General features: G+C 41.5%; 12 protein-coding genes. 11 read left to right on the top strand and 1 reads right to left on the bottom strand.

What is annotated here, in order from left to right:
• Positions 1-191: 191 nt before the first annotated feature.
• Entirely contained in the window at positions 192-1,379 is a 1,188-nt protein-coding gene (locus ACTWQM_RS01695; RefSeq protein WP_443256434.1) for a M24 family metallopeptidase, read from the top strand.
• A gap of 203 nt (positions 1,380-1,582) precedes the next feature.
• Here the strand turns inward: ACTWQM_RS01695 and ACTWQM_RS01690 are convergent, their stop codons facing one another.
• On the bottom strand, positions 1,583-2,566 hold the full coding sequence (locus ACTWQM_RS01690) for a 2-hydroxyacid dehydrogenase (protein ID WP_443256433.1): 984 nt from the start codon (positions 2,564-2,566) through the stop codon (positions 1,583-1,585).
• Positions 2,567-3,048: 482 nt separating this feature from the next.
• Between ACTWQM_RS01690 and ACTWQM_RS01685 the strand changes: the two genes are divergently transcribed.
• The 10 genes from ACTWQM_RS01685 to ACTWQM_RS01640 all read left to right on the top strand — a co-directional run bounded on the left by ACTWQM_RS01685 (position 3,049) and on the right by ACTWQM_RS01640 (position 14,644).
• Positions 3,049-3,702, top strand: a complete 654-nt coding sequence (locus ACTWQM_RS01685) for a GntR family transcriptional regulator (protein WP_443256432.1) — start codon at positions 3,049-3,051, stop codon at positions 3,700-3,702.
• A gap of 28 nt (positions 3,703-3,730) precedes the next feature.
• Positions 3,731-5,083 (top strand): 4-aminobutyrate--2-oxoglutarate transaminase, encoded by a 1,353-nt coding sequence (gabT, locus tag ACTWQM_RS01680; protein ID WP_443256431.1) that lies wholly within the window; start codon positions 3,731-3,733, stop codon positions 5,081-5,083.
• 36 nt (positions 5,084-5,119) lie between these two features.
• Positions 5,120-6,565, top strand: coding sequence for an NAD-dependent succinate-semialdehyde dehydrogenase (locus ACTWQM_RS01675; RefSeq protein WP_443256430.1), 1,446 nt, complete (start codon positions 5,120-5,122; stop codon positions 6,563-6,565).
• Between the two features lie 45 nt (positions 6,566-6,610).
• A complete protein-coding gene (locus ACTWQM_RS01670; RefSeq protein WP_443257072.1) occupies positions 6,611-6,985 on the top strand; it encodes a RidA family protein in 375 nt (124 codons plus the stop codon).
• Between the two features lie 532 nt (positions 6,986-7,517).
• Complete coding sequence (locus ACTWQM_RS01665) at positions 7,518-8,681, top strand: M20 metallopeptidase family protein (protein WP_443257071.1); 1,164 nt, start codon at positions 7,518-7,520, stop codon at positions 8,679-8,681.
• 261 nt (positions 8,682-8,942) lie between these two features.
• Positions 8,943-9,932 (top strand): pyridoxal-phosphate dependent enzyme, encoded by a 990-nt coding sequence (locus ACTWQM_RS01660; RefSeq protein WP_443256429.1) that lies wholly within the window; start codon positions 8,943-8,945, stop codon positions 9,930-9,932.
• A 30-nt stretch (positions 9,933-9,962) separates the two neighbouring features.
• The gene (dat, locus tag ACTWQM_RS01655) at positions 9,963-10,781 is read left to right on the top strand and encodes a D-amino-acid transaminase (RefSeq protein ID WP_443257070.1); all 819 of its coding nucleotides are present in this window, start codon (positions 9,963-9,965) and stop codon (positions 10,779-10,781) included.
• Positions 10,782-10,806: 25 nt separating this feature from the next.
• Positions 10,807-11,946 (top strand): alanine racemase, encoded by a 1,140-nt coding sequence (gene alr / locus ACTWQM_RS01650; RefSeq protein WP_443256428.1) that lies wholly within the window; start codon positions 10,807-10,809, stop codon positions 11,944-11,946.
• A 34-nt stretch (positions 11,947-11,980) separates the two neighbouring features.
• Positions 11,981-13,531: a Na+/H+ antiporter NhaC family protein gene (locus ACTWQM_RS01645; protein ID WP_443256427.1), complete on the top strand. Its 1,551-nt coding sequence runs from the start codon at positions 11,981-11,983 to the stop codon at positions 13,529-13,531.
• Between the two features lie 24 nt (positions 13,532-13,555).
• On the top strand, positions 13,556-14,644 hold the full coding sequence (locus tag ACTWQM_RS01640; RefSeq protein ID WP_443256426.1) for a tartrate dehydrogenase: 1,089 nt from the start codon (positions 13,556-13,558) through the stop codon (positions 14,642-14,644).
• Positions 14,645-14,785 lie beyond the last annotated feature (141 nt).

The following is a 14,785-nucleotide window of genomic DNA, read 5'->3' as shown; positions in this document are numbered from 1 at the left end:
TTCTAACATTTTCATACATTTATGCATTTAATGTATAAAGAATCTTATCAATAATACATACACTACTATACTTAGCTATACTTCTCAGCAATCTTTCCAGTAATGCTAAACATAAATACCACATTTAATCAGTAAAAAGTATGCGCTTACATCTATGGAGTAAATTTGAGCACGAGGGGAAGGGATGATTTGTGTTAACATTTCCTATATCTGAGTTTAAAGAAAGATTAACTAGTACGAAGAAAAGGATGGCTGATGCCGGGGTTGACATCCTGCTAGTAACGGATCCAGCCAATATGAATTATTTGACAGGGTATGACGCCTGGTCCTTTTACGTTCACCAATTACTTGTCGTAATGATTGATGAGGAACAGCCGATTTGGGTTGGACGGGGACAGGATGCTAGTGCTGCATTGCATACTACATGGCTTGATAAAGATCATATAACGCCGTATGCAGATCATTATGTACAATCCACTATTTTACATCCAATGGACTTTGTATGTGACGTATTAAAAGAAAAGAATAGGGCGAGGCAAACAATCGCAGTGGAACTTGATGCGTACTATTTTACAGCTAAGTGCTATATGCGATTAACACAAGGGATGCCAAATGCAACATTTAAAGATGGTACAAATATGGTCAATTGGGTACGTATCATAAAATCAGATCGAGAGATTTCCTATATGAAGCAAGCTGCCAGAATCTCCGAAAAGGCAATGCAAGTTGCTTTTGATACGATAAATGAAGGGGTTCGCGAATGTGATGTTGTAGCAGAAATATCTCACGCGCAGATAACCGGCACCGAAGATTTTGGTGGTGATTATCCTTCAATTGTTCCGTTATTACCGACCGGAGATAAGACATCAGCATGTCATTTGACTTGGACTGACGATAGATTTAAACATGGCGATCCGGTTATTATTGAGTTGGCTGGCTGTTATAAACGTTATCATGCACCGTTGGCAAGAACTGCAGTAATCGGGATGCCATCAGAAGATATGCAATACGTATCAGATGTTGTTCTCGAAGGAATTAATGAGGCACTAAATGCTGTTAAACCAGGTATAACTTGTGAAGAGCTTGAGATGGTTTGGCGCAGGGTAATAGAAAAAAGCGGGATCAAAAAAGAGTCGCGAATGGGGTATTCCATGGGACTAAACTACCCTCCGGATTGGGGTGAGCATACTGCAAGCCTTAGACCTGGGGACCGTACTGAATTAAAACCGAACATGACGTTTCATTTAATTCCAGGTATTTGGACCGACAATATGGGGGTCGAAATTAGTGAATCGTTCCGGGTGACAGAAACAGGATGCGAAATTTTGGCTAACTTCCCACGTGAATTGATGGTTAAACCAAATATACGGCTTGCTTGATTTAATGTTAAAATTTGAAAACTAAAAAATTTCAATAGTTTAGGGTACAAAATCGTATTGATTCTTGTACTCTATTTTTTGGTGTTAAGAAAGCATTATTGCGAAATCAACTAAGGCTTGCACACCGAAGTAAAAGGGATTCTGTGAAAACTACGAACGTTTTCTAAGAATCCCTTTCAGGATAACCAGGTTTTCTACAGTTATTATGATTCCTTCCAAACGCTTGCATCAATCAAATTAGGTGGCTTTTCACCTTTTAACCCTGCTTCGAGATTGCTGGCAGCAACTTCTGACATCCTCAGTTCAGTTTCATGTGTGGATGATCCGATATGAGGAGTTGTTACGACATTTTTCATTTGCAGTAACGGATTGCTCAGCTTAATTGGTTCTTTTTCAAAAACATCTAACCCAGCTGCAGCAATATTGCCATTTTGAAGTGCCTTAATTAAATCCTTCTCCACGACAGTTTTACCCCGAGACCCATTTATGAAAATAGCTGATTGTTTCATTAAATTTAATTCCCGACTTCCGATGAGACCTTCTGTTTCTGGTGTTAGTGGGGTAATGAGACAGACGAAATCAGAACTCTCTAGTAAACTATCAAGGTTACAGTATGAGGCATTAAAGTTCTCTTCAACATCTGGTTTCTTTGTACGGCTATGGTATAAAACTTCCATATCAAAACCATGGTGTGCTCGTTTCGCAATTGCCTGACCGATTCTGCCCATTCCGATAATCCCTAACGTTTTATGATGAACATTAACGCCAAAATATTCCGGTCCAATTGCCTCTGTTATCCATTCACCATTTTTCACAAATTGATCTAATTCTGGAATACGTCGGGCTGTGGCTAATAGGATGCCGAATACCGTATCAGCAACAGTATCTGTCAGCACATCCGGTGTATTGGTCGCCAAAATGTTTCGCTTGTTCAGTTCGCTGATATCCAGGTTACTGTACCCAACTGAGACATTGCTGACTATTTTCAGGTTGGGAGCCTGGTCCAGCAATTCACGATCAACAGGCATTTCCAAACCGATAATACCTTCTGTTTGACGAAGGAACTCTAAGAAATCAGGGTTAGTGATAGTATCAACATTGTTAAAAAAACGGACATCGTACTTATTCTGTAAATCTTCAAGCACTGGATTCTCCACCCGATTGTAGGCGATAATTTTTTTCTTCATTTTAATCCCTCACTTTCATTTATGTCGACAATGTATCTAACCTAAAAATATCCATTATATAGTGTAAAGTCAATGAAAAAATAAAAGATTTAAAATAATTAAGCGAGTCATAATTATCCACACCTGTGATGGGGATCCTCATTCCGCTATACGGACAAAAAACTGCTCTAACAGGGATGAAGTGGATCCTCGTTCCGTTAAATACCCAAAATCAATAGAATAGGAGGTGTGAAAAGACAAATAACGGAAGGAGGATCCTAAAACAAGCTCCAAATGAGGACTTTGCAGGGAATAGCGGAACGAGGATTCACCCGGAATTCAAATCAGGGCACGAGTTGAAGAATACTCTAAAAAACTCCTATGAAAAATAATTAAAATAGAGTTTGACAATTCAAAAAGTCTGAATTATGATGAAGATAAGTTATTGTCGACAATCGACATAAAACAATTTTTAGATAAAAGGCAGGAAGGATGTTCTGCATATGGAAGATGATAATTACGTCGTACAGAAACCATTAAGTCAGCTAATTGCGGATCAACTCAAGAGGAAAATCTGGAATGAAGAAATTCAGTTTGGTGAACGTTTACTTGAAACGGAGCTCGCGGAAAGCTTTGATGTGAGCCGAAGTACAATTCGCGAAGCACTGAAGATACTTGAAATTGAAGAGCTGGTGATAAGTCAGGCAAGGAAGGGGACTTATGTAGCTGATTTTACCGAACAGGATTTGGATGAAATTATTGAGTTACGCACATTGATTGAATCTCAAGCCTTCACACAGGCAATCAAAGGTCTTGAAAAAGAGCATATTGAAATCCTAGAGCAGATTATCGATCAAATGAAGGTAAAGGCCGACGAAAAGGATTGGAATGGATTATTCGATCTAGACATGCAATTTCATAGTTATGTGGTTAATTTATGTGGTAACTCGCGAATAATAAAAATCTACGACTCGCTGCAAGTCCAAATCAGAACGTTTCTTATGCATCTTGATCAATATTATTCCAGTTTCCAATCATTCTATGATGAGCATAAAGAACTGCTAAGAGCATTAGTATCAAGAGATGTGCATACAGTGAATGAGAGTGTTAAGAATCATATTGCATACGTGGAAGCACATCTACTTGGGGTGAAATAAAAATTTTAAGTTGGGGAGGCTTTACAAGATGAACACAAAGTTTGCGAACGTTAAAACTGAACTGCCAGGACCAAAGGCAAAGAAGCTGCTTGATCGAAGACATGATGTTGTACCTCAAGGGGTTGGCTATGGAGTTCCAACATTTGTCGAGAAAGCAAAAGGTGCATTACTGCAGGATGTTGACGGAAACCATTTTATTGATTTAGCTGGAGCAATTGGCTGCATTAATGTCGGGCATAGTCATGACACAGTTGTAAGCGCTTTACACGATCAGGTCGATCGCTACATTCATACCGGATTTAACGTGATGATGTATGATCCATATATCGAATTTGCTGAGAAAATAGCTGCTCTTGCACCAGGTTACTCCAAAAAGAAAGTAATGTTCCTGAATAGTGGGGCAGAAGCTGTGGAAAACGCCGTGAAAATTGCTCGCAAGTACACGAAGCGTCAGGCGGTTGTCTCATTTTCAGGCGGGTTTCATGGCCGTACGTTAATGACAATGTCACTAACCGGAAAAGTTAGACCATTCAAATATGAATATGGTCCGTTTGCGCCAGAAGTATATCATGCGCCATATCCTTATAACTATCGCCGGCCTGAATCAATGAATGAAGAAGAATACACTGATTATTTGTTGGAACAGGTGGAGAGCTTTTTCATTAGTGAGGTTGACCCAAGCCAAGTAGCAGCATTTATTATGGAGCCTGTTCAAGGGGAAAGCGGTTTTATTATTCCTAGTAAAAAATTCGTTCAGGGTATATATGAAATTTGTAAACAGCACGGCATACTGTTTATCGCAGACGAAATCCAAACAGGTTTTGGCCGCACCGGAAAGTACTTTGGAATGGAACATTTTGAAGTTGAACCTGATCTGATAGCTATCTCTAAATCAATGGCTGCTGGGTTACCGATTAGTGGTGTGATTGGCCGTGATGAGGTAATGGATAGTGCAAAACCTGGTGAACTGGGAGGTACGTATTGTGGTAGTCCGCTTGGCTGTCGGGCAGGTCTTGCCGTACTGGAAGTAATGGAGAAGGAAAATATAAACGAACGTGCTGATATGATTGGTGAAAAAGTAATGGAAAGATTTAAGAATATGTACGATCGTTTCGATATTATCGGCGAATATAGAGGTCTTGGGGCTATGTGCGCGCTTGAGCTTGTCAAAGGTCGTGATAGTAAAGAACCTGCTAAAGAACTGACAGGCCAGGTCTTAAAAGAAGCCCATAAGCGTGGCGTCATTGTATTAAAAGCCGGTGTACATGACAATGTTGTTCGCCTGCTTATGCCACTAGTCATTACCGATGAACAGCTTAATGAGGCTCTAAATATCCTGGAAGAATCGATTGAAGCTGTGCTTGTTGGGGTAAATGGATAATAGAATACTAGATTTCATGATTGGAGTGAAGCAAAAATGAATGAAGTAAAGACAAATAATTATTTAATGAACATTAACGGTGAATGGGTTGGTGATACTCTGGACACGTTAAACGTTGTGAACCCAGCAAACAGTGAAACTATCGGAACGGTGCCTAATGGTGGTGAGAAAGAAGCTTCACAAGCAATCAGTGCAGCACATGAAGCTTTTCAATCATGGTCAGGGCTTACTGCTTACGAACGGGCCGGTTATTTGAAGAAATTAAATCAGCTTATGTTGGATAATCTGGAAGAAGTAGCACAAGTAATGACACTTGAAATGGGTAAGCCAATTAACGAGTCAAGGGGAGAAGTGAAATATGCAGCTTCCTTTATTGAATGGTTTGCTGAGGAAGGTAAGCGTATTTACGGTGAAACAATTCCGTCACATGCAACGAATAAGCGCCTGCAAGTTTGGAAGAAACCAGTTGGTGTTGTTGCAGCAATAACACCTTGGAATTTTCCGGCTGCAATGTTAACCCGAAAGATGGGCCCGGCATTAGCTGCTGGCTGTACGGTGATTATGAAGCCATCTAGTGAAAGTCCGTTAACGGCTGTTAAATTAATGGAATTATGTGAGCAGGCAGGATTTCCAAAAGGTGTTATAAATCTAGTAACAGGTTCATCATCCAAAATAGCTAAAGAGATTATGGATAATGAGATGGTTCGAAAAATTACCTTTACTGGTTCCACAGAGGTTGGAAAAATATTGATTCGTCAAAGTGCTGATCAGGTGAAACGGTTGTCACTGGAACTCGGCGGTCATGCACCATTGATCATTTTAGATGATGCTAATGTTGATTTGGCAGTTAAAGGTGTGATGGCATCTAAATTCAGGAATGCTGGCCAAACATGTATTTGTGCTAATCGAATTTATGTGCAGGCGGGAATTTACGATGAATTTGTTGAGAAGTTTTCGAAAGAAGTTGAGAAGTTAAAGGTTGGAAACGGTGCTGATGATTCCGTTGATATTGGACCATTAATTAATCAGGCTGGTTTGGATAAGGTGAATTATCACATGGAAGATGCAGTTAAAAAAGGAGCTCATGTTGTGACTGGCGGTAAACCAATCACAGATGACGGTGGCGTGTTTTTCACACCTACAGTCGTTAAAGATGTAGACCAATCAATGATTTTAATGCAGGAGGAAACGTTTGGTCCTGTAGCTCCTATTCAAAAAATCGCGTCAGAGGAGGATGCTGTGAAATTAGCGAATGATACGCCATATGGATTAGCTGCTTATGTCTTTACGGACAATGTTGCAAAAGGTCACCGTGTTATTGAACAGCTTAATTTTGGGATCGTCGGCTGGAATGACGGCGCACCTTCAGCAGCACAGGTTCCCTTTGGTGGAATGAAAGAGAGCGGTATCGGCAGAGAAGGCGGTCATGAAGGAATCGACGCATTTGTCGAATCACAGTATGTTTCGATTGGAATGGAATAATGTGATGGAACAGTTACGTGAACAGGATGTGATTTCTTGAAACAGATGATACAGACGCTCAATGCGCCACAACCGAGTGGACCATATTCACAAGGTGTTCAATCTGGTGGTTTTATCTTCATTTCAGGGCAAGATGGTGTTCATCCAAATGGAGATTCTGCAGGAGATACAATTGCAGCTCAAGCTGCTGCAAGTTTGGAAAATATTAAAGGTATTCTAGCTGAAAAGAATGCTGATTTAGCTAACATAGTCCATATGACATGTCATTTAGCTGATTTGAATGAAGAGAATGTTCGCGAATTCAACAGCGTATATGCATCCTATTTTGAAGATGTAGAAATAAAGCCAGCAAGAATTACGATTGGCAGTCAATTGTTAGGGGTTAAAGTTGAAATCACAGCTATAGCATCCGTTAATTGATCCAAGTGGGGGGAGTTGCCTTAAGTTGACTCCCTTTTTTTACAAGGCTGTTTTCTAAAATATTGTTGTTGTTTGAGTAGAAACCTAAGCACTCACCAAACTTTTGTGGGGAATGTCATATAGATTATATCAAGTATGTTTATTTCCGCTTCGGGCAGTCGCGCACCTTAGGGCAACGCTTCAGCTTCCTCGGAAGCAAAAACCGCTTCCTGTGGGATCTTCAGCTGTTGCTGTTCCCGCAGGAGTCGACTGCCCTAAAACGCCATACTGGCAAAGGAAATACACGAAGACTCCTGCGGGAAAGCGAAGATGATGAGCCCCCACAGTGAGCGTTCTTTGCGAGCGAGGCAGACTAAGTACGCCACGTCCTATGCATCGGAGGCTCAGCGCAAGCCCTAAGGTGCGCGTAGTGTATTTCCAGAGCGGTATGTTATGACATAGTTTGTCTAGCCGCGAAGTTTAAAAGTCACAAGGCTTACAACAAGTGCCTTTTACAAGGGGGGATGTGAAGGTGTTAAAAAGAGCACAATACATGGCTGATCAGTTATCCAAGTGGCGTCGCAAGCTTCACTCTATTCCAGAATTAAGCTTTCAGGAAGTGGAAACGTCAAAATTTATCGCTTCGATATTGGAAAAAATACCAGGTATGCAGGTAGAAGTTGGAGTCGGGTATCCAACAGCAGTAGTTGGAACGCTTTCGTCAGGATCTGGCCCAACAATAGCGGTTCGAGCAGATATGGATGCATTGCCAATTCAGGAAGAAACGAATCATGATTTCAAGTCCCGTAATGAAGGTGTGATGCATGCTTGCGGACATGATGCACATATGGCAATTGGCTTAGGGGTTGCTAGTTTACTTGGAGAAAGTTTTCAAAAAGGTGAGGCAGAAGGGACTGTAAAGTTTTTATTTCAGCCTGCTGAAGAAATGGCAGATGTCCATGGCTCAACTGGTGCGCCATATATGATTAAAGCAGGAGCGCTTGATAATGTCGATCATGTTATATCACTTCACATGAGTCCTGAAAACCAGCTTGGAGAGGTTAAGGTACACGATGGTTATAGCATGGCTAACGTAGATGTGTTCGATGCTGTTGTTTTTGGCACTGGTGGACATGGTGCATATCCACATTTAGGGACTGATCCTGTCTGGATGCTTGGTCCTGTTCTGCAGGCTATGCATGGAATTGTGTCGCGCCGGATTTCTCCTCTTGATTCAGCAGTAATCAGTGTCGGCAGTATTCAAAGCGGAGCGGCCGGAAATGTTATCCCATCTGAAGTTCACATCAAAGGAACGATTCGGAGCTATGATCCTGATGTCAGAGAGTTATTACATGCTGAATTGGAAAAGTCCCTTTCTTTAGTAAGGGTTTTTGATGGTGATTATAAATTGACGATAACACCTGAAGATCCTTCACTAAAAAATCATCCAGCAGTTAATCAGCTCTTCCGTGAGGTTATCAGGGATATTTACCCGGAGTTCAAGGTGTTTGATACACCATTCGGCTTAGGAGGAGAAGACTTTGCACATATGACGCAGGTTGTACCGGGTGCGATGTTCTTTCTGGGATGTGCAGTTGGTGATGGAAAAACCCGAGAATTGCATACACCGAGTTTTGATATAAATGAAAGGGTTCTTCCTGCTGGCGTATCTATTATGGGGGAAACAGTGAAACGTTTTTTGGATAAGGAAATGTAGGATCTTGCTTGAAATCGGGGGCACTCGAAACCGGGAGCAAGTCGCTCGAAATCAAGAGATAGACGCGCGAAACCAGGGGACAGTCGCTCGAAACCGGGTGAACTCGCGCGAGACCGGGAAGAAGTCGCGCGAGACCGGGATGAAGTCGCTCGAAAACCAGGGATAGTCTCTCGAAATCGGGAAGAACTCGCGCGAAACCAGGGAACAGTTGCTCGAAATCTGTTAGTTTATGTGTACAATAGCCCGAAAAGGGGGGATAGAATGGCTGGAAGACCTATTGTGCTGCGTGATGTTTGGGAAGCTAAAAAGCGCATTTCTTCTATTGTAAATAAATCACCGCTGATTTATTCCCCTGCATTATCGGAATTTGCAGGGACATCTGTTCATTTAAAATTGGAGAATCTAAATGTAAGCGATTCATTTAAAATCAGGGGCGCAACAAATAAAATTTTGAGTCTAACGCCTGAGGAACTAGAACGTGGTGTCACAACGTTCTCGACAGGAAACTTTGGAATGAGTGTAGCATATGTTGCAAAAAAGTTGGGTATCAATGCTACGATTTGTATCTCGAAGCGAGTTCCAAAAGGGAAGGTTGATACACTAAAGCGTTCTGGGGCAGCGATAGAAATATATGGGGAGTCACAGGATGATGCAGAAAAGCGCAGTTACCAGCTGGAACGTGAACAAGGTCTCACTGTCATCCATCCATTTGATGACCCTTATATTATTGCTGGCCAAGGTACGATTGGTTTGGAATTATTAGAGGATTTACCTGAGGTAGATACAGTAATTGGAGGGCTATCTGGTGGTGGTCTGCACTCTGGATTGGGAGTGGCTTTGAAATCAACTGATACGGCTATTCAGTTGGTAGGAGCATCAACTGAGCGTGGTGCGACAATGTATGAGAGTATTCAAGCTGGAAAGCCTGTAATCGTGGAAGAAAAAGACACATTAGCAGATAGTTTATTAGGTGGAATTGGTCTTAATAATAGTTATACCTTTAATATGGTTCAGCAGTATGTCGATGATATTATTTTGCTGAAAGAAGATGAAATCGCTGAGGGAATGGGATTTATGCTGGATAAACACCGAATGATTATCGAGGGTGCAGCAGCTTCCGGGATTGGAGCAATTTTGAATAACAGAGTACAGCTTGGAAGCCATGTTGTGGTAGTTATTAGTGGCTGTAGTGTTGATACGTCCGTAATTGTGGATATAGCAAACAAATATAAATCGACAATTCCGGATTGAAAGTTAAAGGAGGTTTTTGTGTTGAATAAAATGCTATTTAATGACCGGATTATGGATAGGGAAAATGTAGTCGATATAGAGGATCGCGGCTATCAATTCGGCGATGGAATCTATGAAGTTATCGGTGTCTATGACGGTAAACCACTGATGCTAGATGAACATATGGAACGGCTGGAAAGAAGTGCTAAAGAAATTAAGTTAAACATGGGTTTAATTGATGACTTGAAAACAAAGCTCGAGGAATTAGTATCAGCGAATAATTTGGAGGAAGGCATAATTTATATGCAGGTCTCAAGAGGGGCTGCTGCCAGATGGCATGAATTTCCAAAGGCTGACACGCCAACAGTAACGGTGGCATACACCAGGGCTGAAAATCGAACAAATAATGTGGAAGACCAGGGTGCAACAGCAGTACTGACGGAAGACATTCGCTGGTTAAGGTGTGATATTAAGACACTTAATCTGCTTCCGAATGTGATGGCTAAACAAGAGGCTGTTGAACATGGTGCAATTGAAGCTATTCTTCATCGTGGTGAGATTGTTACGGAGGCGAGTGCTTCGAATGTGTTTATCGTAAAGGATGGAACATTGTATACACATCCAGCTGATAACTATATTTTAAATGGGATTACCAGGAGAAAAATAATTCAATTGTGTGAGGCGTTAAATTTAAAAGTAAATGAACAGACGTACACAGTCGATGAATTACTGGATGCGGATGAAGTATTTATTTCGGCTACCAAGTTGGATGTTGTGCCGATCCTGAAGGTTGATGATCACACAATAGGTAATGGTGAACCTGGGGAAATTACAAAACAAATAGTGCAGGAATTTCGTTCGCTTTACTAGAATATTTTAAGGGAGGGACTGAACTGTGTCGTATTCATTAACAATGACGTCTGGAAGTCCGACGATAGCGGAAGTGAATTTGGGAGCTTTCAACGAAAATGTAAGGACATTAAAAAAAGCAGTTGGAAACAGCATGCTTATGGCCGTGATAAAAACAAATGGATACGGGCATGGTTCTGTTCCAATCGGACGTGAGGCTGTTAAAGCAGGGGCAGACCGGCTTGGGGTCACAACTGTTGAAGAAGGTGCATTGCTCCGGGAAAGTGGCATATCTGTACCTATTCATCTGCTGGGTTCGATTATGCCAGAACAAGCCGCCGATGCTGTTTTTTATGGGTTAACAGCATCTGTTACTTCAATGAAACTGGCGCAGGCAATTAGTGATGAGGCAACAAGAGAAGGAAAGACAATACCAGTACATTTAAAAATAGATACTGGACTTCACAGGTTTGGAATTTCCCCTTGTGAAGCTAGCAATTTCTGCACGTCGTGTTATAACCTCCCAGGATTGCAGTGGGAAGGTGTATACACCCATTTCTCCAGTGCCGATGAAGGGGATTGGAAAACAACTGAGCAGCAGTTTGATTTATTTATCGACACGGTAGTGAATCTGCGTAACCAGGGCTTTGAATTTCCAATTCGGCATGTCGGTGCTTCAACAGTTGCCATCGAAAGAAAGGATATGCATCTGGATATGGTGAGGTCCGGGATTGCCTTATTCGGATATCCGCCTGAACTGCACCAACGTGATTTAATTTCACTAAAACCAGTCATGCAGTTGAAGTCCAAGATTTTGCATGTGAGGGAGTTGCCGCCGAATACTCCGATTGGCTATGGTGGCTGCTATGTCACTACCACTGCTGAAAAGATTGCTATCGTACCTGTTGGGCATGGCGATGGCTACCAGCGAGCATTATCTAATAATGGGGTAATGCTTGTGAGGGGACAGCGAGCTGGAATTGTTGGAACGATTTCATTGGATCAAACGGTCATAGACGTCACGAACATACCGAATGTAAGCGAAGGGGATGAGGTTGTTATGATGGGAAACCAGGGAGGTGAGGAAATTCTAGCGCGTGAAATAGCCGGATGGATGGATAGCATTGTCGATGAAGTACTGTCAAGTTTGATGGAAAGAATCCGGCGTGTGTATGTTAATGCTTAATTTCCTTATATAAGAATAGAGAGGGGAAAAATTTATGGACTTTTTATCTGTTGTCCCACCGATTGTAGCGGTGGTATTAGCAATTTTGACAAAGCGCGTGTTGTTTTCATTGTTTATTAGTATTTTGGTAGGTGGTTTAATTGCATCTGGAGGTAATCCGTTTGGTGCAGTAGGGGAAACCTTTACATGGATGAAGGATGTTATGATTGACCCTTGGAACGCACGATTTCTTGTTATGACGGCGTTACTTGGGACAGGCGCTGCCTTTATGTTTAAAACAGGTGGGTCTGATGGTCTGATACGTTTATTGGAAAAGAAACTAACTACTAGAAAAAGAGTTCAATTCTTACCTTACCTTTTAGGAATGCTCATCTTTTTTAACGATTACGTGAACTCTGTAATTGTCGGGAATGCCTCAAAAGATATTACTGCTAAACATAAGGTATCGAGGGAAAAGTTATCATACATACTAGACTCGACAGCTGCTCCGATAGCGACAATAGGTCCTGTTTCCGACTGGATTGGTTTTCAGGTGTCCTTGATTGCCGCAGCCTTTGCAAGCCTTAGCATTGTAGGTGCAGAACCTTACTTCGCATTTTTACAATCTATTCCGTGGAATTTTTATGCAATACTATGTCTGTTAGCCGTTCCGATGATCATTGCCGGTAAAGATTTTGGTCCAATGGCAAAAGCGGAACACCGCGCACAGACAACTGGAAAATTAATACCTGATGGATCAACACCGTTATCTTCTGTTGATCAGGATTTAGGTGAACCACATAAGAAAGAAGGCAGTGTCTGGAATTTCATTCTTCCACTTGTAACACTTATTTCAGTAAGTATTTGGGGATTATGGTATTCAGGTGGTGGTGCTACAGGGATATCGATTATGGATGCTCTAGCTGCTACTGATGTTTCCGTTGCCTTAACATGGGGCGCATTTGCCATGACGACGGTCGGTATTATTTTAGCTCTTATTCAAGGGATGGGTCTGAAAAAGTGCGAGGAAACATTGCTTGGCGGTATTCGAACAATGCTTCCTGCACTTGTTATTATTATATTGGCCTGGTCTATTGGAACAGTTACGTCAGTTCTTGGCACAGCAGAGTTCGTCGTTAGTGCAACAGAAGGGTGGATGACAGCAGCCCTAGTGCCATTTCTTGTATTTGCAATTGGTATGTTTATCTCATTTGCAACCGGTACATCATGGGGCACAATGTCAATACTGACGCCAATCGCAATTCCAATGGCGTATACCTTTGGTGGCATGGATTTAGTTCATATTGTAATTGGAGCAGTTTTTGCCGGAGCAATTTTTGGAGATCACGTTTCACCAATTTCAGATACCACTGTTATGGCATCAATATTTGCAGAATCAGATCACATTGCCCACGTTAACACGCAGATTCCATATGCTATGGTACCAGCGGGAATTGCGGGTGTGCTATATTTATCGTACACCTTGATCGGAAGCAGTATTGTGCTGTTGATTGTGGGTATCATTGCTCAATTTTTCCTGCTTCGTTATTTAGGTAATCGGAACGAGAGGAAGTTTATAGAAGAGGAGAAGAGAATTGGAGCGTAACTTTGGTTATAGAAAGGAGCAACTATGAAAAATTTCAATATTGCACTAATCCCAGGTGATGGTATTGGACCGGAAGTTGTGGCAGAAGGTGGAAAAGTTCTAAAAGCAATTGAGGGGATGGATTCTAACCTCTCCTTTTCCTTCACCGAGTTTCCGTGGGGCTGTGAACACTATCTGGAAACCGGAAAGATGATGGATGACGATGGCGCTGAGAAATTAAAACATTTTGATGCAATCTATTTAGGTGCTGTTGGGTACCCTGGAGTACCTGATCATATTTCATTATGGGATCTTCTTTTACGGATCCGAAAAGAATTTGATCAGTATGTTAATTTGCGACCAGTTACACTCTTAAATCAATCGTTGACACCGTTAAAAACTAAAACGGAAGCGGATATTGATTTTCTTGTTATCCGCGAAAATAGTGAGGGCGAGTATGCTGGCGCAGGGGACTGGCTGTTTAAAGGACAACCTGAAGAGGTAGTATTGCAAACTGGCGTGTTTTCCCGTAAAGGAACAGAGAGAATCATCCGTTATGCGTATGAGGAAGCTCGTACTTCAAACAGAACACTGACAAGCATAAGTAAAGGCAATGCACTCAATTATTCCATGGTATTCTGGGATGAAGTATTTGAAGAAGTGGGCAAAGAATATCCTGATGTTGAGACGTATTCTTATCTTGTTGATGCTGCCAGCCTGTATTTAGTATCAGAACCTGAACGATTTGAGGTTGTTGTAACATCCAATCTCTTCGGTGATATCATAACAGATCTAGGTGCTGGAATAACGGGAGGACTTGGTCTTGCAACAGGTGCCAATGTTAATCCTGAAAAGGAATATCCTTCTATGTTCGAGCCTGTACATGGCTCCGCTCCGGATATTGCTGGACAAGGAATAGCTAACCCAATTGCAGCTATTTGGTCTGTTAGTCAGATGTTGGATTTTTTTGGAGAAGAACGATGGGGTAAAGCTGTAATGACTACAATACAGGATATGGTTAAGGAAACAGCGATGTTGACTCCGGATTTAGGTGGAAATGCTTCTACAGGAGATGTAGGCGATTTATTCATTGAAAAATTGAAAATAGCTGCTGACACTACTAAAATTAAATAATTTTAATAGGGTTGCTAGCTTACTATTTTACTGGCGGATTATAGTTTTGGGAGAGAAAAATGCTAATAACATTGGAAATCACATAATAGTTAGTATACATTTCTCCACTGTCATTGAAGAACCTATTTTTAACGGAATGAG

The organism is Virgibacillus sp. L01 (assembly GCF_052246775.1).
Taxonomy (GTDB): Bacteria; Bacillota; Bacilli; order Bacillales; family Amphibacillaceae; genus Lentibacillus.
Note: the sequence above shows the minus strand (reverse complement) of the source record. Positions and strands in the feature narration are given on the sequence as shown.